At 64.4% G+C, this 20,182-nt stretch carries 21 protein-coding genes and 1 tRNA gene; 4 read left to right on the top strand and 18 right to left on the bottom strand.

What is annotated here, in order from left to right:
* Nucleotides 1-3: 3 nt before the first annotated feature.
* The 6 genes from K226_RS0111330 to K226_RS0111305 form a co-directional block, all read right to left on the bottom strand.
* Nucleotides 4-1,089, bottom strand: a complete 1,086-nt coding sequence (locus K226_RS0111330) for a DUF6817 domain-containing protein (RefSeq protein ID WP_024814918.1) — start codon at nt 1,087-1,089, stop codon at nt 4-6.
* A gap of 75 nt (nt 1,090-1,164) precedes the next feature.
* Nucleotides 1,165-2,268 carry a molybdenum ABC transporter ATP-binding protein gene (modC, locus tag K226_RS0111325; protein WP_369795432.1) on the bottom strand — a complete coding sequence of 368 codons (1,104 nt, stop codon included), beginning with the start codon at nt 2,266-2,268 and terminating at the stop codon, nt 1,165-1,167.
* Entirely contained in the window at nt 2,234-2,911 is a 678-nt protein-coding gene (gene modB, locus K226_RS0111320) for a molybdate ABC transporter permease subunit (RefSeq protein ID WP_024814916.1), read from the bottom strand. The genes modC and modB overlap by 35 nt, the downstream gene beginning before the upstream one ends.
* Before the next feature lie 95 nt (nt 2,912-3,006).
* Nucleotides 3,007-3,777 carry a molybdate ABC transporter substrate-binding protein gene (gene modA, locus K226_RS0111315; RefSeq protein WP_024814915.1) on the bottom strand — a complete coding sequence of 257 codons (771 nt, stop codon included), beginning with the start codon at nt 3,775-3,777 and terminating at the stop codon, nt 3,007-3,009.
* 155 nt (nt 3,778-3,932) lie between these two features.
* The gene (locus K226_RS0111310) at nt 3,933-4,598 is read right to left on the bottom strand and encodes a methionine ABC transporter permease (RefSeq protein WP_024814914.1); all 666 of its coding nucleotides are present in this window, start codon (nt 4,596-4,598) and stop codon (nt 3,933-3,935) included.
* A gap of 3 nt (nt 4,599-4,601) precedes the next feature.
* On the bottom strand, nt 4,602-5,648 hold the full coding sequence (locus K226_RS0111305) for a methionine ABC transporter ATP-binding protein (RefSeq protein ID WP_024814913.1): 1,047 nt from the start codon (nt 5,646-5,648) through the stop codon (nt 4,602-4,604).
* A 467-nt stretch (nt 5,649-6,115) separates the two neighbouring features.
* On the opposite strand from K226_RS0111305, the gene K226_RS19785 reads away from it, so the two are divergent.
* Nucleotides 6,116-6,334: a hypothetical protein gene (locus K226_RS19785; protein WP_155886510.1), complete on the top strand. Its 219-nt coding sequence runs from the start codon at nt 6,116-6,118 to the stop codon at nt 6,332-6,334.
* A 119-nt stretch (nt 6,335-6,453) separates the two neighbouring features.
* Here K226_RS19785 and K226_RS0111295 read toward each other — a convergent pair.
* From K226_RS0111295 to tolB, 5 genes are all read right to left on the bottom strand, one after another.
* Nucleotides 6,454-6,529: transfer RNA gene (locus tag K226_RS0111295), tRNA-Lys, on the bottom strand.
* Nucleotides 6,530-6,572: 43 nt separating this feature from the next.
* Nucleotides 6,573-7,406, bottom strand: coding sequence for a ThiF family adenylyltransferase (locus K226_RS0111290; RefSeq protein ID WP_024814912.1), 834 nt, complete (start codon nt 7,404-7,406; stop codon nt 6,573-6,575).
* Entirely contained in the window at nt 7,403-8,173 is a 771-nt protein-coding gene (ybgF, locus tag K226_RS0111285) for a tol-pal system protein YbgF (protein WP_024814911.1), read from the bottom strand. The genes K226_RS0111290 and ybgF overlap by 4 nt, the downstream gene beginning before the upstream one ends.
* Nucleotides 8,173-8,712 carry a peptidoglycan-associated lipoprotein Pal gene (gene pal / locus K226_RS0111280; protein WP_024814910.1) on the bottom strand — a complete coding sequence of 180 codons (540 nt, stop codon included), beginning with the start codon at nt 8,710-8,712 and terminating at the stop codon, nt 8,173-8,175. The genes ybgF and pal overlap by 1 nt, the downstream gene beginning before the upstream one ends.
* Before the next feature lie 47 nt (nt 8,713-8,759).
* Entirely contained in the window at nt 8,760-10,079 is a 1,320-nt protein-coding gene (gene tolB, locus K226_RS0111275) for a Tol-Pal system beta propeller repeat protein TolB (protein ID WP_024814909.1), read from the bottom strand.
* Between the two features lie 119 nt (nt 10,080-10,198).
* On the opposite strand from tolB, the gene msbA reads away from it, so the two are divergent.
* On the top strand, nt 10,199-11,986 hold the full coding sequence (gene msbA / locus K226_RS0111270; protein ID WP_024814908.1) for a lipid A export permease/ATP-binding protein MsbA: 1,788 nt from the start codon (nt 10,199-10,201) through the stop codon (nt 11,984-11,986).
* A 43-nt stretch (nt 11,987-12,029) separates the two neighbouring features.
* Here the strand turns inward: msbA and K226_RS0111265 are convergent, their stop codons facing one another.
* The 6 genes from K226_RS0111265 to mltG all read right to left on the bottom strand — a co-directional run bounded on the left by K226_RS0111265 (nt 12,030) and on the right by mltG (nt 16,682).
* Complete coding sequence (locus K226_RS0111265) at nt 12,030-12,701, bottom strand: ankyrin repeat domain-containing protein (RefSeq protein ID WP_024814907.1); 672 nt, start codon at nt 12,699-12,701, stop codon at nt 12,030-12,032.
* Nucleotides 12,698-13,504 (bottom strand): TatD family hydrolase, encoded by an 807-nt coding sequence (locus K226_RS0111260; RefSeq protein WP_024814906.1) that lies wholly within the window; start codon nt 13,502-13,504, stop codon nt 12,698-12,700. Before K226_RS0111260 ends, K226_RS0111265 begins: the two co-directional genes overlap by 4 nt.
* A 62-nt stretch (nt 13,505-13,566) precedes the next feature.
* Nucleotides 13,567-13,926 (bottom strand): PilZ domain-containing protein, encoded by a 360-nt coding sequence (locus tag K226_RS0111255; RefSeq protein ID WP_024814905.1) that lies wholly within the window; start codon nt 13,924-13,926, stop codon nt 13,567-13,569.
* Between the two features lie 16 nt (nt 13,927-13,942).
* Nucleotides 13,943-14,950, bottom strand: a complete 1,008-nt coding sequence (locus tag K226_RS0111250; RefSeq protein WP_024814904.1) for a DNA polymerase — start codon at nt 14,948-14,950, stop codon at nt 13,943-13,945.
* Nucleotides 14,947-15,624, bottom strand: a complete 678-nt coding sequence (tmk, locus tag K226_RS0111245) for a dTMP kinase (RefSeq protein WP_024814903.1) — start codon at nt 15,622-15,624, stop codon at nt 14,947-14,949. Before tmk ends, K226_RS0111250 begins: the two co-directional genes overlap by 4 nt.
* 65 nt (nt 15,625-15,689) lie before the next feature.
* Nucleotides 15,690-16,682 (bottom strand): endolytic transglycosylase MltG, encoded by a 993-nt coding sequence (gene mltG, locus K226_RS0111240; protein ID WP_369795431.1) that lies wholly within the window; start codon nt 16,680-16,682, stop codon nt 15,690-15,692.
* 45 nt (nt 16,683-16,727) lie between these two features.
* On the opposite strand from mltG, the gene K226_RS0111235 reads away from it, so the two are divergent.
* On the top strand, nt 16,728-17,642 hold the full coding sequence (locus tag K226_RS0111235; RefSeq protein ID WP_024814901.1) for a folate-binding protein YgfZ: 915 nt from the start codon (nt 16,728-16,730) through the stop codon (nt 17,640-17,642).
* Nucleotides 17,643-17,885: 243 nt separating this feature from the next.
* Here K226_RS0111235 and K226_RS18905 read toward each other — a convergent pair whose 3' ends face one another.
* The gene (locus K226_RS18905) at nt 17,886-18,419 is read right to left on the bottom strand and encodes an anti-sigma factor (RefSeq protein WP_024814900.1); all 534 of its coding nucleotides are present in this window, start codon (nt 18,417-18,419) and stop codon (nt 17,886-17,888) included.
* 185 nt (nt 18,420-18,604) lie between these two features.
* Here K226_RS18905 and K226_RS0111225 point away from each other — a divergent pair, with 185 nt between their 5' ends.
* Nucleotides 18,605-20,161, top strand: coding sequence for an NYN domain-containing protein (locus K226_RS0111225; protein WP_024814899.1), 1,557 nt, complete (start codon nt 18,605-18,607; stop codon nt 20,159-20,161).
* The last annotated feature ends 21 nt before the right edge of the window (nt 20,162-20,182 follow it).

Genomic DNA, 20,182 nt, shown 5'->3' with positions numbered 1-20,182 from the left:
CAGTCACCCGCGCAAGGCCACGTTGTTGAGCTTGTCCAGCCGCTCGGGCCAGCCGCCCTCGGTGGCGGACTGCAGCAGAATGCGCGTCCAGGCCACCCAGGCATCCCACTGCACCCGCTTGTCCCATGCGTTGCCCCAGGCGCTGAAGCACTGCAGCGCACTCTGGGCGGCATGCTTGGCGTCGTCGCGCCGGCCTGCCGACAGATACAGCTGCGCCAGCACCATCTGCGGCTCGCCCACCCAGGGGTTGTGGCGCACGGCCTGCTCCAGCACGGCGGTGGCCACGTCCAGCTCCACCAGCGGCTGGTCTTGCTGAATCACCGACCAATAAAGCGATGTGGCCGCCGCCTCGGACGCCACCGACAGGTGTTTGGTGCAATGGGCAAACACCGGGGGCATGGGCAGCAGCCCTTGCAGGCCCGGGTGCTGCAGCGCCTGCCCCAGCCCGGCAATCTGGTGCAACATGCGCCCCGTGGGCCGCATGGGCCCTGGCCACAGCGATGCGGCCCAGTGCACGGCCTGCGGGCGGTGCTGCACGTTGGGAAAGCGCGAGTAAATGTCGTCCTGCCAGCTGAACCACTGCTCGATGGTGTCGGCCATGCTGACGATGATGAAGGCCGCCACCTCGTAGGGCGTGAGCAGATGGCGCTGGCCGTCCTTGTCGAGCACCAGGCTGCCATCGGCCTCCAGAGCGCCACCCAGCACGCGCTGCACAAACTGCGTGCGCGACTGGGTGCAAAACAGATACACCAGGTGCTCGGCCGATTCGCCCACCAGCTCGCGCAGGCGGGCCCGCTCGCTGGCCGGGTCGAACTTGACCAGGTCCACAAAGGCGTTGCCATAAACACTGTGCAGCAGCCCCAGCAGGCGCACATCCCGCGGCTGCTGCCACAGCGTGAGCGAGCGTGCCACGCCTACCAGGTGGTGGCGAAAGGTGCCCGCCTTGTGCCAGTCCTGCCCCACGTTGCGCGCCAGCACGGTGGGCAAAACCGGGGCCAGGTCGGCGTCGTGGGCGATCCACTCGTCATCCAGCAGCGCCTGGGCGCGGGTGAAGAGTTGCTGGTCCAGGGGGTGCAATGGCAGGGTCATGGTGTTTTGTCTCCGTCGGTTGTGTCCATCCGTGAAGCGCACAGTATCGTGGCTATGCAGCTTGGCATGCCGAGGTCACTCCATCAAAGCGACCGATTTCATCTGCACCCACAGCGTGCGCCCCGGCGCTACACCCAGCGACGCGGCCGACCGTTTGGTCAAGCGCGCCAGCAGCATGGCGTCACCCACGCGCACGCGCACCAGCGCAAGGCCCGGGTGCCCGTCGTCAGCCACGGCATCGACGCAGCCGCGCAGCACGTTCTGGATGCTGCTGGTTCCGGGCTCTTCGGCCAGGCTCACGTCCCGCGCCAGCACCCGCACCCGAACGCGGCGGCCGATGGGCAGGCCGTGGTCCCGCACCCACAGGCTGCCGCCCGAAAAATCCACCCGCGCCAGATGCCAGCCGTGGTCCACCTCGCCCACCGTGCCATCGAGCACGGCGCCAGCGTCGTCCCCCAGCGTGATGGGCAGATCGATGCGGGCCAGCGTTTGCGCCAGGGGCCCGCTGGCCACCACCCGGCCGTTGTCCATCACCACCAGGGTGTCGGCCAGCCGCGCCACTTCATTGGGCGAGTGGCTGACATACAGCACAGGAATGTCCAGCTCGCCGCGCAGGCGCTCCAGGTAGGGCAGGATTTCCTGTTTGCGCTGCAGGTCGAGCGCGGCCAGCGGCTCGTCCATCAGCAGCAGGCGCGGGTTCACGGCCAGTGCCCGCGCAATGCCGACCCGCTGGCGCTCGCCACCCGACAAGGTGCCCGGTTTGCGGTCCAGCAGATGGCCAATTCCCAGCAGCGCAATCGCCTGATCAAGGCCCGCCTGCTGCGCACCCGTGGTGCGCCGCAGGCCGTAGCGCAGGTTGCCCATCACCGAAAGATGCGCAAACAGGCTGGCCTCCTGGAACACATAGCCAATGGGGCGCTGGTGCGTTGGCACCCAGCGGCCGGTGTCTTGCCACACTTCATCACCCACCATCAGGCGCCCTTGCGGTGCGCGCTCCAGGCCGGCGATGCAGCGCAGCAGCGTTGTCTTGCCCGAGCCGGAATGCCCAAACAGCGCGGTCACGCCACGCACGGGCAGGCTCAGATCCACATCGAGGGAAAAGTTGGGCCAGTCGAGCCGAAAACGTGCTTCGATGCTGCCCATGTCAGCCGCCTTTCCGGGGCTGCGGGCGCCAGGCATACAGGGCCAACAGCACCACAAAAGAGAAACCCAGCATCACCGCCGAAAGCCGGTGTGCCTGCAAATATTCGAGCGCCTCCACATGGTCGTAAATTTGCACCGAGGCCACGCGGGTGATGCCGGGCAGGTTGCCGCCAATCATCAGCACCACACCGAACTCGCCCACGGTGTGGGCGAAGGTCAAAATGGAGGCCGTCACAAAACCTGGCGCGGCCAGCGGCACCGCCACCGTAAAGAAAGCATCCAGCGGCGAGGCGCGCAACGTGGCCGCCACTTCCATCGGCCGGTCGCCCACCGCCTCGAAAGCCGTTTGCAGCGGCTGCACCATGAAGGGCAACGAATAAAACACCGAGGCAATGACCAGACCGCCAAAAGTGAAAGGCAGCGGCGCCATGTTCAGCGCCTGGGTGAGCTGCCCCACCGGGCCACTGGGCCCCATCGCCAGCAACAGATAAAAGCCCAGTACCGAAGGCGGCAACACCAGGGGCAAGGCCACCACCGCACCAATGGGCCCCTTCCAGCGTGACGGGGTGCGCGCCAGCCACCAGGCAATCGGCGTTCCCACCAGCAGCAGGATCAGGGTTACCAGGCCTGCCAGGCGCACAGTCAGCCAGATGGCTTGCAGGTCACCGTCCGTCAACATGGCGTTTGCTCCCATAACCAAACCGCAACGCACTCCTGGCCGTTGTCGTTGCCGCTGCCGCTGCCCTCACGCATACACGCACGCATGCCAGCGCCCTACTTGCCCGCGGCTTCGCCGGGCAGGACAAAGCCATAACGGGTCATCACGGCACGGGCGGCCTGGCTGCCCATGTAATCGGCAAACCGCTGGGCGAGTGCGTTGCCTTGAGCCCGCCGGGTGATGATGAACCCCTGCTCCAGCGGCGCATGCAGGTGGTCCGGGATCAGCCAGTAACCGCCCTTGCCGGCCAGCTCGGGGCTGACCGCCAGGGCCAGCGCGATGACGCCGACCTGCGCGTTGCCCGACTGCACAAACTGCGCAGCGTGGGCAATGTTCTCGCCATAGACCAGCTTGGGCTCGACCTTGTCCCACAGACCGGAGGCGCGCAGGGCTTCCTCGGCGCGCTTGCCATAGGGCGCGTGCCTGGGGTTGGCGACGGCGACGCGGGCTACTCTTGCATCGGTCAGGCTGGCCAGCGTCATCTGGCGGGCGTCCATGGCGGCACTCCACAGCACGATGCGGCCCACCGCGTAAGGCCTGACCTCAGAAGCGGCAAACCCGGCCTTGGCCAGCGCACGCGGAAAAGCGATGTCGGCAGAAAAGTACAGGTCGTAGGGCGCGCCCCGCTGGATCTGCGCGTGAAACTTGCCCGACGAGCCGTAGATGACGTCCACCTGGTCGGCGCTGTGGGCCTGCTGAAAGGTGGCGACGATCTCGTCCATGGCGAACTTCAGATCGGCAGCGGCCGCAATGGTGATCTTTCCGGCATGGGCGGAGGCCGCAAAAAGCATGGCGCCGGCCAGCAGCAAGGGGCGAAAAAAAGGCATGGCCGCAAGCATACGGCACGCACACGGGCCCACCCATGCACAGGACATGACCACCCAACAGAAACGGGCCTGTCGATCCGACCAGGTCCGTTTCAAGCAAAAACAGCCTCTAGCGCTTATACACAAAGCGCTAGTAGCTATCAATTAGCTAGCAATCAGCGATGACTCAAGCGCCGCACGGCCCAGTCGCCCAGGCTCTGGATGGCCTGCACAAAGAAGATCAGCACCACCACCACGGCCAGCATGATGTCGGGCAAAAAGCGCTGGTAGCCATAGCGAATGCCCAGGTCGCCCAGGCCGCCGCCGCCAATGGCGCCAGCCATGGCCGAGTAGCCGGTGAGGCTGACGAAGCTGATGGTCAGGCCCGCCACGATGCCGGGCAGCGCTTCGGGCAGCAGCACCTTCCACACGATCTGGCTGGTGGTGGCCCCCATCGACTGGGCGGCCTCGACCAGGCCGTTGTCCACTTCGCGCAGCGCGGTTTCCACCAGCCGCGCAATGAAGGGCGCAGCGGCCAGCGTGAGCGGCACCACGGCAGCGGCCGTGCCGATGGACGAGCCCGTAATCAACCGCGTGAACGGAATGATGGCCACCAGCAAGATGATGAACGGCGTGGAGCGCACGGCGTTCACGAGCCAACCCACGGTCTTGTTGAGCGGGCTGTTTTCCAGCACGCCGCCCCGGTCGGTCAGGCGCAAAAACACACCCAGCGGAATCCCGATCAGGCCACCCACCACGCCCGAGATGCCCACCATCACGATGGTTTCCCACAGCGAGGTGGCAAACAGCTCCAGCATCATTTCTGAAAAATTCTCGAACATCGCTCAGCCTTCCGTTGTCACTTCTTCCACCACCACACCTTCACCGCGCAACTGCGCAATGGCGGTTTGCAGCCGGGCGCCCTCGCCGCTGGCATACACGGCCAGCGAGCCAAAGGTCTGGTCCTGGATCTCGTCGATCTGGCCGTGCAGGATGGACAGGTCCAGCCCATGCTCGCGAATCAGGCGCGACAAGATGGGCTGATAAGCCCGCTCGCCCGAGTACGACAGGCGCAGCAGCTGGCCCACGCCGCCACCCTGCAACTGGCGCGACAGATGGCGCACATGGTCCAGCACGCTGGCGGGCAGCTCCTGCGGCACGATCTCATCGATCAGGCTCTTGGTGATGGCCTGTTGCGGGCGCGTGAACACATCGATCACCGGGCCCTGCTCGACGATACGGCCTGCATCGATCACGGCCACACGGTCGGCCACCTGCTTGATGACCTGCATCTGGTGCGTGATCAGCACCACCGTCAGGCCCAGTTCCTTGTTCACCTGGCGCAGCAGTGCCAGGATGGATCGCGTGGTTTCAGGGTCGAGTGCCGACGTGGCCTCGTCGCTCAGCAGCACCTTGGGACGGCTGGCCAGCGCGCGCGCAATGCCCACACGCTGCTTTTGTCCGCCCGAAATCTGCGACGGGTAACGGTCGGCCAGCGCCGACAGGCCCACCAGCTCCAGCAGCGGGTTCACACGCTCGCGAATGGCGGCCTTGTCCATGCCGGCCAGCTCCAATGGCAGCGCGGCGTTGTCGAACACCGTGCGCGAGGACAGCAGGTTGAAGTGCTGAAACACCATGCCGATATCGCGGCGCGCGGCACGCAGCTGCGCGTCATTGAGCTGCGTGAGATCGCGCCCCGCAACGATCACCTCGCCCTTGGTGGGCCGGTTGAGCAGGTTGATCACCCGCACCAGCGAACTCTTGCCCGCGCCGCTGCGCCCGATGATGCCAAACACTTCGCCCGGCGTGATGTGCAGGTCGATGCCGCGCAGGGCCTCGACCGGGCCTTGTGGGCCCGGATAAATCTGGGTGATGTCCCGTAAGTCGATCATGAAAATGAAATTGCGCCGCGAAGCCCCAAAGGCCGCCGCAGCGCAAGAAGTTGAATGAGGCCCGAACTGTAATCAAAAAGCATAACTAATCAAAATATCGAAAAATAAAGTAATAAGACCATCTGGTTATTAAGAAACCTAGCGGCGGTGGGCCCGCATCGGCCGCAGACGCATCCCGGGCACCGTTGTGTCGCGTCAGGGTCGACAGTCCCCCAAAACCAGCAACCCCAATGCCGACGCCGCCCCCCCCCCCCCCGCAAATTTCGATGCCAGTCCGTCGGACTGCCGCCTGACCACCGAAAGGGCGTTGCCAAAATGTAAAAAAACTTGCCAGGGCATGACCGATCAGTCGTCCGCCGTTACGGCGGGTTGACAAGCTGACACCTTGCGACACCTGGTAACCCGGTGCCGACAGGAACGGCGTGTAATGGAGCGACTGTGAAATCTGCGAAATCAAAGGATTGGCCATGCCCATCGCATATATCAGACAACTCGCCCTTGCGCTGGAACGCAGCAGAAACGCCGTGCGCGTAACCCATCCCTTCCAACTCGCGCTGGTTCAGTGGCTATGGTCCCGTGGCTACATAGAGGCAAAAATTTCCGCCGTGGCAGCAACTTCAAGGGCTGCGGCAGACGTACTCAGCATCACAAGGCTTGGGCGGCAGCTGATTGGCTTCCAGGCGTAGACGCGCAGGATGGCGTGGCGCATCAGCAGCACAGTGGTCATCAAACTGTCACCAGCCCAGACATAAAAAAACCTGCTACTGATTAGGTAGCAGGCTTTTCAACGCCCATGGGGCTTATCTGGTGGGACGTGCGGGGGTCGAACCCACGACAAACGGATTAAAAGTCCGCTGCTCTACCAACTGAGCTAACGTCCCCAGTTTGCAAAAGAAGTTTTATCTACTGCTGCAAAGCCTTGAATTATAGCGTGATTTTTTTGACTTGTCGGGAGCTGGTGGCCAGTTTGTCGAGCACCCATCCGGCGGCACACTGGCCAAAGGTCGCCGTAACGGCCACCACCGAGCCATAGCCATGGCAATTCAAACTTCCATCACCTTCCACCGCACAGGACGCATCAGGCGCCGCCACGGCCTCGCGGCTGAATACGCAGGTGACGCCGATCTTGCGTCCTTCACGGGGGGCTTGGTAGTGCTTGCGCAGCCGATAGCGCAACTGCGCCAGCAAGGGATCATGCGTGGTTGCGCTGAGATCATCGATATCGACCTTGTGCGCATGGCGCTTGCCCCCCGCTGCGCCCACGCTCACAAAGAGTGTCCCCGTTTCGCGGGCCCAGGCTGCCATGGCGGTCTTGGCCTTGATCTGGTCACAGGCGTCCACCACCGCATCCACCGGATCGGTAATCAGACCGGGCCAATTCTCCGGTGTGACGAAATCGTCAACGCACACCACCTTGCAAGAGGGATTGATGAGCCCAATGCGGTCCTGCATGGCCAACACCTTGGCTTGGCCTACAGTGGTGGTCAGCGCATGAATCTGTCGGTTGATGTTGGATTCGGCCACATGGTCGAGGTCGATCAGGGTGATGTGCCCAACGCCGCTGCGGGCAAGGGCCTCAGCCGCCCAGGACCCTACACCGCCAATGCCGACCACCACCACATGGGACTGCTGGATACGCTGCGCCCCTGCAACCCCATACAACCGCTCCAGACCGCCAAAACGGCGTCGCTGATCTGCGACTGACTCCGCCTCGCGCTGCTCCACCGCGATAACTGCGGGCCCGATCACTGTCGTCATTTAAGTCGCGACAACCGCTCTTTCGCCGCCACTGCAGCCTCAGACTGGGGATAGTCGCGCAACAGATCTTCCAGGGTTTTTCTGGCCGTGCGGGTTTCTTTCAGTTCAATCTGACAGTTTGCAATCGACAACGCAGCCTCGGGCGCGCGCGCGTGACCCGGTGCCTCAGACAACAACACCTTGAAGTTGCCAATGGCCTCCTTGTACTCGCGCGCAGCGTACTGTGCGTTTCCGAGCCAAAAACGGGCCGATGGCACATAGCCACTGCGAGGGTACTGGCGGACAAAACCGGCAAAAGCCGTTTTGGCGTCTGCAAATTTGCCCGCGCGGAAAACCGCCAGAGCGGCCTCAAAATCGCGTTTTTCATCAGCATCTGCCTGAAACTCCAGCCCATCCACCGTCACCTTGACCGGCTCGAACTGGCGCAAACGCTCGTCCACACCTTGAGCGATATCTTTCTGGCGTCGCTGCAGGTCTGCCACGTCACGCAGCAGCTGTTCGTTCTGGCCACGCAACTTGGCATGCTCCATGCGCAACGTTTCAATCTGGGTCTGCAGATCCAGCAATGAACGTCTTACCTGCGAATTGTCATCCCCCGATCGCTGGTTGACCTGTTGCAGCACGTCCACCCGCTGCCGCAATTCAAGAATGGCACGCCGTGCCTCGTCATCCTCAAACAGCGCGGCATGGCCGGTGGAAACAAAGGCGCATGAGAGCGTGAGCGCAAGCAGCGCCTTGGCCGTCATTGGAAACGTTGCTGCGCGCATCAACGGTAAGACAATTCAGCGCGACGATTTTGCGCGTGCACATCTTCGCTGCCGCCCTGAGCTGCCGGCTTTTCCTTGCCAAAACTCACGGCCTCCACCTGGCTATCGGAAACGCCCAGCAAGCCCAGCGAACGGCGCACGGCTTCTGCGCGCTTTTGGCCCAGGGCCAGGTTGTATTCACGGCCACCGCGCTCATCGGTGTGACCTTCCACCATGACCTTGCGGTTGGCACTGGATTTGATGAACCGCGCGTGCGCTTCGATCAATGACTGGAACTCGGGCTTGATAACGTAGCTGTCGTAATCAAAATAGACCAGACGGCTGACGCCCACCGGACCGGCCGCATCTTGTGCAGATTGCCCCATATTGAGGCCCGCCACGCCGCTTTGCCCGGCGGCGCCGGAATTGGCACCACCATTGGCACCCGTGGTGGGGATTGCGGACCTGTCTTCGACTGGAACATCGTCCAGCTTCACACCGGAACTGCAACCGGCCATGAGGGCTGCGACGGCAATGGCGAGGGAAATACGTTTGATCATCATCCAAAATTCTCCTGAGAGCTTGATATACAAAAAAGTCGAAAGGTTCACTGTTTCTGAAACGGACCCCAATCGGGTTCGCGAATGTCACCGCCCTGCCCGGCAAGCCGTGCCTTGATTTTTCCGTCCAGGGTGCTGGTCATGAGCGATTCCCGGCCCTGCTGCTGCGTTGCATAAACGATCAGGCGGCTATTCGGGGCGAAACTGGGGTTTTCATCGGCGCTGGTGTCGGTAATGGCCGAAACAGCGCCCGACGTCAGATCCATCACATGCAGCTTGAATGCACCGCCGACCCTTGATATGTAGGCCAGCCAGCGGCCGTCGGGACTGATGCTGGGCGAGATGTTGTAAGTGCCGGTAAAGGTCACTCGCTCCGCATTGCCGCCAGAGGCAGGCACCTTGTAAATCTGGGGGGCGCCGCCGCGGTCACTGACAAAGTAAATGCTTTTGCCATCGCTGGAGAACGAGGGTTCCGTGTCAATGCCGGCGCTTTGCATCAATCGACGCGGCTCGCCGCCATTGGCATCAATGGTGTAGAGCTGCGAAGAGCCGTCCCGGCTCAGGGTGACCGCCAGCGTGCGGCCATCCGGCGCCCAGGCGGGTGCGCTGTTGGAGCCGCGGAAATTAGCGATGAGCCGACGCCGACCCGTTGCCACGTCGTGCACATACACCACGGGCTTGCGCGACTCAAACGAAACGTAGGCAATTTGCCCGCCATTGGGCGACCAGGCGGGCGAAATAATGGGCTCGGGGCTGGACAAGGCAGACTGCGCGTTCTCGCCATCGGCATCTGCCACCCACAGGCTGTAACGCGTACCCGCCTTGGTGACATAAACGATGCGGGTCGAAAAAACACCACGCTCGCCGGTCAGCTTTTCGTAGATGAAGTCGGAAATGCGGTGCGCCACCAGACGCAGGTCCCCTTGGGTGACCACAAAGCTCTGCCCACCCAGGTCCTGCCCGCGCACCACATCCCACAGTCGAAAGCGCACGTCAAAACGGCCGTCCGCCAGGCGTGTCACGCTTCCGGTGGCAAGTGAATCAGCGCTTTTTTGCCGCCACAGCGCCACATCGGGACGCGAGGTTTCGTCAAGCGCGGAGCCCGACGCATCCACCGCGCGAAATTGCCCGCTGCGCTCCAGGTCGGCCTGCACAATGGCGGCGATTTTCTGGGGGGACTGGGCCTCGCCGCGAAACGGGGCGATGGCCACCGGCAGCTGGGTCAGCCCGACGCCCGTGACCTCGACGCGAAATTGCGCCAGGGCGGGCAAGGCGGGGGTGGAAATCAACGCGGCCATCAGACGGCGGCGCAAGGGTTGCGGCAATGCCGCGGAGAGTGTGGGGTGAGGAGTTCGATCAGTGGTCATTGGCAGCCAGCGGAAACCGAGCGAAAGCCGGTGGACAGCCGCCAATGTTACACACCATCGGGGCACCCCTGTGACAAACTGTGCGATGGGCCCGCAGCGAATCGTAGAATCCGGGCCACATGCACGCCACCGATACGAACGCCCAGGCCGCTGCCACCCAGCCTGCTTCGCCCCCCAACCTGCGCGCCCGGCTGGCGCGGCTCTCGACCTATTTTGGGCACCAGCGCCTCGCCTGGGTGGTTGCCGTTGTGGCAACCCTGGTGGGCGCAGCGACCGAGCCGCTCATTCCTGCCTTGCTGCAACCGCTGCTCGACCGCGGTTTCACCCAGGGCACGCTGCAGTTGTGGATGGTGCCAGTTGCCATTCTGGGCGTTTTTCTGGTGCGGGGAATTGCACAGTTCGTTGCCCAATACGCACTGGCGCGCATTGCCAACGAAGGCATGCTCGCGCTGCGGCAAGCGTTGTTTGACCGCGTGCTGGCAGCAGAAATGGCCCTTTTCAGCCGCCAGTCGGCCAGTGCGCTCTCGAACACGGTGGTGTACGAGGTACAGACGGGCTCCACCCTGCTGGTGCAGGCGTTGCTGGGCCTGTCGCGCGACGGCTTCACGCTCATCGCATTGCTGGGCTATCTGCTTTACCTGAACTGGCAGCTCACACTGATTGTGGCCGTGGTGGTGCCCGGCGTCGCCTGGATCATGAAGACGCTGTCCCGTCGCCTGTATAGCCTGACCAAAAGCAGCCAGCAGGCGACCGACGAACTGGCCTATGTGGTGGAAGAAAACGTTCTGGCGCATCGCATGGTGCGCCTGCACGGGGCGCAAGCGGGTCAGGCCGAACGCTTTGGCCGCCTGAGCCGAAGCCTGCGTCGGCTGGCCATCAAATCGACCATTGCATCGTCGTCCATGACGCCGCTCACCCAGTTGCTGGCCGCCGCCGCACTCTCGACGGTGATCTGCATCGCCCTGTGGCAAAACCGGGGAGCGGTGGACACACGGGAGGTGACGGTGGGCGGCTTTGTCGCGTTCATCACGGCAATGCTCATGCTGATTGCACCCATCCGCCGGCTGGCCGACGTGGCCAACCCGATCACACGCGGCCTGGCGGCACTGGAGCGGGGCCTGGCGCTGCTGAGCGATGCCGAGGCGGAAACGGGCGGCCTTTACACCGTAGAGCGGGCCAAAGGCGCACTCACCCTGCAGGATGTGACGGTGAGCTTTGGCCCAGAGCATGCGCCCGCCCTGGACCGTGTGAGCCTGACGGTGCAACCGGGCGAGATCGTGGCGCTGGTGGGCCCGTCAGGCGCAGGCAAGACCACCCTGGTGAACCTGCTGCCGCGTTTCGTGAGTCCCTCGTCGGGCCAGATCCTGCTGGACGGCCACCCCTTGAGCGACTGGCGCCTTGATGCCCTGCGCTCGCAATTTGCGATGGTCAGCCAGGATGTGGTGATGTTCAACGACAGCATTGCCGCCAACGTGGCCCTGGGCAGCCCCATCATCGAACAACGGGTGCACGACTGCCTTGCCGCCGCGAACCTGGCAGAACATATTGCAGCCCTGCCCCAGGGCGTCCACACCGTGGTGGGCCACAACGCCGCCCAGCTTTCGGGCGGACAACGCCAGCGTCTGGCGATTGCACGGGCGCTTTACAAGGATGCGCCCATCCTCATCCTCGATGAGGCAACCTCCGCGCTGGACACCGAGTCTGAACGCCTGGTGCAGGACGCCCTGCAGCGGCTCATGCGCGGCCGCACCACACTGGTCATCGCCCACCGCCTGTCCACCATCGAACACGCCGACCGCGTGGTGGTGATGGAGCGAGGCCGCATTGCAGAGCAAGGCACACACAGCGCTTTGCTGACCAGCGGCGGGCTCTATGCCCGCCTGCAAAACCGCCCCGCAGCCGGCTAGAAAAGACCCGAGGGCCTGCGCACCCGGTTGCCCGGGTTGCCACTTACCATTTGCCGCGGTTGGGCTGGCGGCGGCGAATCGCTGTGGCGATGACCTCTGCCGCCTCGCTGCGACTGACGCGCAGCGCAAAATCGGTGGCAGTCAGCCCCAGCTGGTTTTTCAGCGCCGGGTCGGCCCCCTCGTCCAGCAACAACTGCAAGGCTTCCCTTGTGCCGTATTGCGCCGCCATCATCAAAGGCGTAGAGCCATTGGGCGATGCCGCATCGATGTAGGCATGGTTCTCCAGCAACAAGGCCAAAATGCGCGTGTGCTCGGGCGTGGTGCCCGACGCGGCATAGTGCAGCGCCGTCCAGCCCGGTTTGTTGATATCGGCGTCGCGCGCAATCAGCGCCTTGACGGCCTCGATGTTGCCCTTGATGGCGGCCAGCATCAGCGGGCTTTCGTCCTGCGCATTGCGGGCTTCCACATTTAGCTGCCGCGCGCCCATCAGCGCCATGAAGGCATTGTGGGATTCCAGCTGCAACGCCATCGACAAACCTACCTGCCCCTTGGGGTCGCGCGTGTTGGGGTCAAAACCCCGCCGCAGCAACGCGGAAATGGCGGCCCCGTCATCGCGCCGGATGGCCGTGAAAAAGTCTTCGTAAGAGCCCGCTTGCGCCGTGGCAGTGACCGCCACCAGCACCAGGGCCAAAACGGAACGGCGTTGCAGGCTCATGCCACCACTCCTTTGAACAATGTCTCGAAATTGCGGCTGGTGGCCTGCGCCACCGCCTCCAGCGGGATACCACGGGTTTGTGCAATCTGGCGGGCCACCAGGGGCACATAGGACGGGTTGTTGGTCTTGCCCCGGTAGGGCACGGGCGCGAGGTAAGGGCTGTCGGTTTCGATCAACATGCGATCCATGGGCACAAAGGCGGCCACGTCGCGCAGATCCTGCGCACTCTTGAAGGTGACGATGCCCGAGAACGAAATGTAGTACCCCAGGTCCAGCGCGGCCCGCGCCACCTGCATCGACTCGGTAAAGCAGTGGAACACGCCACCGGCACGATTGCCCGCGCCATCTTCGCCCTCTTCGCGCAGGATGGCCAGGGTGTCATCCGAGGCGCTGCGGGTGTGGATCACCAGCGGTTTACCGCAGGCCCGTGCTGCGCGGATATGGTTGCGAAAGCGCTCACGCTGCCATTCCATATCGGCAATGCTGCGCCCGCCCTTGCGGTCTTCCATGCCGTAGTAGTCCAGGCCCGTTTCGCCAATCGCCACCACGCGGGGCAGCGCGGCGCGGTCCAGCAGGTCTTGCACCGATGGCTCGGTCACGCCCTCGTTGTCGGGGTGCACACCCACCGTGCTCCAGAAGTTGTCATGGGCCAGCGCGAGTGCATGCACATCGTCGAATTCTTCCATGGTGGTGCAGATGCACAGGGCGCGCTCGACCTGTGCCTCCTGCATGGCCTGGCGAATGGCGGGCAGCTGGCTGAGCAGTTCGGTGAAGGTGAGGTGGCAGTGCGAATCGGTAAACATGCGGTTTCAAAACAAAAAAGCCGACCCGCCAGCGCGGGTCGGCACAAGATCAGACCATGCAATCAAATGGTTTGCGTGGGACGTTCCGACCCCAGGGCCGTGCCCAGCAGCTCCTCGATCTTGGCCTTGAGCTGCCGCGATTTTTCATCTTTGGGGAACTGGATGCCAACCCCCTGTGTGCGGTTGCCCGCTGCGCGAGGGGGAGTGACCCACGCCACGCGGCCAGCCACGGGATAGCGCTGGGTGTCGTCGGGCAGGGTCAGCAGCACATACACATCGTCACCCAGCTTGTAGTCGCGCGGCGTGGGAACAAAAATGCCCCCTTCCACAAAAAAAGGAATGTAGGCCGCGTACAAGGCCGCCTTTTCCTTGATGGCCAGCTGCATGACACTGGGACGGGGCGCTGTGGATGGACTGCTCATGGTGATGGGGTCGGCTTCAGTGCCTTGAGTGTAGGGTGTTTCGCGCCTGGGCTACAAGCGCCTCCAGCATCAGGCCGGCATTGAACGGATGGTCGGCCGTGCGTGCGGCCTTGGCCAGGGCGCGCGACCAGCGCGTGAGAGCCCCCAACGGCGGCGGCTTGGGCAGGTCGCCGGACGCGAAATAGCGCGGAGCAGCGCCCACACTGGCAGCCAGCAGGTCGTGGCACAGCTTTTGAAGGGCATCGATCACCTGGGCCGGTGCCCAATCGCCCAGCGCCGCCACGTCGCCACGCGCAATGGCCTGGGGCAAAGCGGCCCACGACTGCGGACTGCGCCCCGAACGGGCCAGCACCAGCGCGTCGTCAGGCCGGCCACCTGCAGCCCGCAGATGCGCCGCTGCGGCCGCAGGCTCGACCCCCTGCGCCGCCAGCCACTGCAGCATCTCGGCCTCGGCGGGCCAGACCATGGCGTGGCCCAGGCAGCGGCTGCGGATGGTGGGAAGCAGCTGGTGCGCGGCCTCACTGGCCAGAACAAAACGCACGTCGCCCGGCGGCTCCTCCAGGGTCTTGAGGAGCGCATTGGCCGTGATGTGGTTCATCTGCTCGGCCGGATACACCAGTACCGCCTTGCCCCGCCCGCGGGCCGACGTGCGCTGCGAAAACTCCACCGCATCGCGCATGGCCTCCACGCGGATTTCGCGGCTGGGCTTGCGCTTTTTATCGTCAATGTCGGCCTGGGCTTTCTCCGACAGGGGCCAGCCCAGCGCCAGCATGTGCACCTCGGGCATCAGCACGCACAGGTCGGCATGGGTGCGTACATCGATGGCATGGCAACTGCCGCACCGGCCGCAAGCGCCCTGGGCCGTGGGGGCATCGCACAGCCATGCGCGCACCAGCTCCATGCCCAGGGCGTACTGGCCCAGCCCCGAAGGGCCTTGCAGCAGCCAGGCATGGCCGCGCTGCGCCAGCAGGCTGGCGCGCTGTGCGGCAATCCAGGGTGCGAGGGCCACGGCACTCTCGGTCATTGCGGGCCTCCCTGGCTGGCCACCATGATCGCCAGCCACCCCTTGCGCACAAATACGCTGGTGAGTTGCTGCCACACGCGATGGCGCTCCTGCGCGGCATCCAGGCGCACGAAACGCTGGGGCGCAGCAGCAGCCCGGTCGGCGTAGCCCTGGGCCACGCGGCGGAAGAACTCCACGGGCTGGGCCTCAAAACGGTCGGGAACGCGGGCACCGGCAAGGCGCTCGGCGGCAACCTCGGGGGCCAGATCAAACCACACCGTCAGATCGGGTTCACGCATCAAATCGACCTCTGGCCGAAGCCCCGTCTGCGCAAAGCGCTCCAGGGTTGATAGCACCCCAAGATCGAAGCCCCGCCCTGCCCCCTGGTAGGCAAAGGTCGCGTCGGTGAAACGGTCGCATAACACCACATCGCCACGCGCGAGCGCGGGCTCGATGACATTGCGCAGGTGATCGCGGCGGGCGGCAAAAATCAGCAGCGATTCGGTCAGCGCGTCCATGGGGTCGTTCAGCACCATCTCGCGCAGCTTCTCGGCCAGCGGAGTGCCGCCGGGCTCGCGGCTGACGGTCACGGTGCGGCCCTGTGCGCGAAAGGCTTCGGCCAGCCCCCCGATGTGCGAGGACTTGCCTGCGCCGTCGATGCCTTCAAAGGTGATGAACAGACCGGGTCGTGACATGAAAACCTTGGTTGAATCGTTGCGGGCCGGCTGGTGTGAGGCGCGCGGAAAATCCCGCGTGCCGCTCACTGCCCCCGCTGATAGCGGTTGACAGCGCGGTTGTGCTCGTCCAGCGAGGCACTGAAATGGCTGGTGCCATCGCCCTTGGCCACAAAGTACAGTGCGCGCGTGGGCTCGGGCTGCACCGCCGCCAGCAGCGATGCCTTGCCGGGCATGGCAATCGGCGTGGGCGGCAGGCCCGCGCGGGTGTAGGTGTTCCAGGGCGTGTCGGTCTGAAGATCGCGGCGGCGCAGGTTGCCGTCAAACTTCTCGCCCAGCCCGTAGATTACCGTCGGGTCGGTCTGCAGCAGCATGCCCACCCGCAGGCGGTTGGTGAACACGCCGGCAATCTGCCCACGGTCACTGGCCCGGCCGGTTTCCTTTTCGACAATGCTGGCCAAAATCAGCGCTTGCTCCGCCGATTTCAGGGGCGTGTCGGCAGCGCGCTGCGCCCAGGCGGCTTCAAGGCGGCGGTCCATGGCGTGCATGGCGCGGCGTAACAGGGCAATGTCGCTCGACCCCTTGGCATAGGCATAGGTGTCGGGGAAAAACCGCCCCTCGGGATGCATACCCGGGCGCCCAAGCTGCGCCATCAGGTCCGCATCGGTGAGCCGGGCGGAGTCGGGCTGGAGCTGGTCCTCCCTGGCCAGGGCCTGCCGCACCTGGCGCCAGTTCAAGCCTTCCACCAGCGTGAAGGCGCGCAGCGCCTCTTCGCCGCGAGCCAGCTTTTGCAGCAGGGTGACGGGGGTGGTGCCCGGCGGGATTTCGTAATTGCCAGCCTTGATGGCACGGTCTTGCCCCGAAAGGCGGAACCAGGCATACAGCAGGCGCGCATCGGTGTTGACGCCCGCAGCCACCACATCGCGGGCCACACCGCGCGCCGTGGTGCCGGGCTCGATGGCAAGCTCCAGCGCCTGCGTGCCTGCACCCGCCATGGGCAGCGGCTGGTGCAGCCACCAGTAGGCAACGCCACCCAGTGCGATCCCAACCACCACAATGAAAGCCAGTAAACGTCGCACAACCCTGCCGTCTGTATGTATGAAGCAGCGCATCATAATTCAGCGATGACTTACCCACTGAATGGCATTGCCCCCCTGTCCCATCTCGGCGTGATTCGCGTGGAAGGCGAAGACGCCGCCAAGTTTCTGCACGGCCAGCTCACCCAGGATTTCGCCTTGCTCGACCTGCAGCACGCCCGCCTGGCTGCCTTTTTGTCGGCCAAAGGCCGCATGCAGGCCAGTTTCATCGGCTTCAAGCGCAGCGAGACCGAGGTGCTGCTGGTTTGCAGCCGCGACCTGCTGGCGCCCACGCTCAAGCGCCTGTCGATGTTTGTGATGCGCGCCAAGGCCCGGCTGAGCGATGCCACGGCCGACTACGCGCTGTACGGAGTGGCCGGCGATGCTATCAATTCAGCAGCTGGTGGCACACAACCCGCATGGACAAAAGCCGATTTTGGCTTGTCAACGGTAGTGCACCTGTACCCTGCCCTCGGCCAGCCCCGTGCCTTGTGGGTAACCCCCTCTGCCGAGCCAGCCCCAGCCGGCCCGGCGCTGGATGCGGCCCTGTGGATGTGGAGCGAAGTGCAAAGCGGCGTTGCCACGCTCGCGGCGCCGTTGGTCGAAGCCTTTGTGCCGCAGATGCTCAATTACGAATCGGTGGGGGGCGTGAACTTCAAGAAGGGCTGCTACCCGGGCCAGGAAGTCGTGGCGCGCAGCCAGTTCCGCGGCACGCTCAAGCGCCGGGCCTTCATTGCGCACGCCGCGGCCGATGTGGTGGCAGGTGCCGAGGTTTTTGCGGCCAGCGACCTGGAGCAGCCTTGCGGCACCGTGGTGCAGGTGGCCCCCGCGCCCGGTGGCGGTGTGGATGCCATCGTGTCGCTGCAAATTGCCGCCGCGCAAGAAGCGCTGCAAGTGGGGGCAGCGGGTGGCGTGCCCCTCACGCTGGCCCCGTTGCCTTACCCGCTGCTCGACGATATTTGACGAGTTTGTGCAATTTGCTATGAATTAAATAGCTTATTGCGCTTGCTCTTCATTGCTTTTAATTAATAAACCGATTGAAAATCAAACCAGGAAAGCGCCGGCAGCTATTTTTTATATAGCAACAATCCGAGCGTTTTCACCCATGGTGCAGCCGCTGACCACGCGCGCCATGCCGGGACCAGCCCCACAGGATCCAACAGGCTGCGTGGTCTTGCCGCCCGCAAACCTGCCCAGTGCTGGCGCTCAGAGGGCCTTTTTGACCAGCCCGCCCTTGAACAGGTAAGGAAGCCGGGGCCCGTGCCCCTCGACGGCGCCACCCTTGTCTTCCACGCTGATGGCCAGCTCTTGCACGCCCGCCAACGCAGTGGCGGGGGCAGGCAGTTGCAGGGTTTTGTAGGTGCTGGCAATCACGCCCAGCGAGCGTGGGGGCTTGTCGCCATCCAGCGCCCACAGCTGCATGCTGTCTTCCCGCCCCTCGCGCACCTCGTTCAGGCGCTGCAGTTGCAGCACGCTGCCCTGCGTGTCGGCCGTCACCAGCAGGGCAGGCATGTGCCGGTCGTCCAGCAGCACCGACAGGTACTGCACCTGCGCCACCGCCGCCACCTTGGTCTGCAGGTGCGCGATTTGCGCCTTGAGTTGTTCGACCATGCTCGCGCTGGTTGCCCAGGCAATGAACAAAGTCACCAGCAGAAAAATCGCCAGGGCACGCCACCAGGCGCTGACCCCACGGCGGGCCGATGCAGGTGGCGTTGGGGCGATGGACGGGGTGTCGGGCATGTCGAAATCCGTTGGAGCAGCAAGGAACCGTGAGTATGCCCGCGCCCGCCGGTGGCTCGGACATCGCCGGACAGCCCCAGAGCGGCCACCAGCCCACCCGCCAGCCAGCCCTGAAACCGGCAATGCGTTTCCATGCCGCCGCGTTTCCGTGTGATGATCCCGCCAGCAACGTGAATGGATACAACATGGCCTCCCCCACCGACAGCATCAGCATGGCACTGTTCTGCGACTTTGAAAACGTCGCCCTTGGAGTGCGTGACGCCAAATACGACAAGTTCGACATCAAGCCGGTGCTCGAACGCCTGCTGCTCAAGGGCTCCATCGTCGTCAAAAAGGCCTATTGCGACTGGGATCGCTACAAGGGCTTCAAGGCCACGATGCATGAAGCCAACTTCGAGCTGATCGAGATTCCCCATGTCCGACAGTCGGGCAAAAACTCGGCCGACATCCGCCTTGTGGTGGACGCGCTGGACCTGTGCTACACCAAGTCGCACGTCAACACCTTTGTGATCATCAGCGGCGATTCAGACTTCTCCCCGCTCGTCTCCAAGCTGCGCGAAAACGCCAAGCAGGTGATCGGTGTGGGCGTCAAGCAGTCCACCTCGGACCTGCTGATTGCCAATTGCGACGAGTTCATTTTCTACGACGATCTGGTGCGTGAAAGCCAGCGCGCGCAAGCCCGGCGCCAGCCTTCCGATGCGGCACCCCAGGCCCGGCGCTCGCCCGAGGAAGAGCGCAACCGCAAGGAAGCACAAGAGTCGCGCCGTACCCAGGGCATCGAACTGGCCGTGGAGACGTTTGATGCACTGGTCTCCGAGCGCGGCGACAGCGGCAAGATCTGGGCTTCGGTGCTCAAGGAAGCCATCAAACGCCGCAAACCCGACTTCAGCGAAACCTATTACGGTTTTCGGGCCTTTGGCAACCTGCTGGAAGAAGCCCAGGAGCGCGGCTTGCTGGAGTTTGGCCGGGACGAAAAATCGGGCGCCTACGTGTTTCGCAGCCATGGCAGCAGCGGCGCCCCCCGCGCCCGGCCCGACACGGCAGGTGAAAACCCGATGACGGGCTATTTCCGCCAGAACGCCCCCCAGCCCCCGAGAGAGCCCGGCGCTGACAGCCACGGGCCACGCCAGCGCGGACGTGGCGGCCGATCCGGGCACGCAGCATCATCCGACCCGCGCGAATTGCCCCCCATGCTTCACGCCAGCGACGACGGATTGGCAGGTGAAGACCCATCGTTCAGCGCGATGCCGCGCGACAACGACGGCACTGCGGCGCTTCATGCGCCAGGCGATGCACCGATGGGTTCACCAATGAATGCGCCGGTCAGTGCACCGGTCCGTGCGCAGCTGGATGTGCCGCAAGAAAGGCCAGTGGGCGGTTATTTTCGGCAGCAGCCGCGCACGACGGAACCGCCCGCCATGGAACCGCGCACACTGGAGCGCCCAGCCCATGAGCAGCCCACCGAAGCGCCCAAACCCCTGGCGCCCGCCACATCCGCCACGTCCGCCGAACCCGCGCGCGGCCGTGCGCGCAGCCGCAAGCCGGTGACGCAACCGGTCGAGGCGGTTGCGCCTGTGGCGGCCACGGCGGCACAGGGCCCGCACGATGCACCCTCCAGCTCGGCCCGTGCCACCAGCGCAGTGCCGACAGCTTCTGCAGAAAGCGAACCCGAGTCGCCCAAAAAAGCCCCTGCCCGGCCACGCCGGCCGCGCAAGCCTGCGCAGGACACCGGGGCCGACTGACCCACAGCCAACGCAACCCCC

The organism is Acidovorax sp. JHL-3, from assembly GCF_000526295.1.
In the GTDB taxonomy this organism is placed as follows: domain Bacteria; phylum Pseudomonadota; class Gammaproteobacteria; order Burkholderiales; family Burkholderiaceae_C; genus Acidovorax; species Acidovorax defluvii.
The sequence above is the reverse complement of the archived record's forward strand: the minus strand, read 5'-3'. Positions and strand labels throughout refer to the sequence as shown.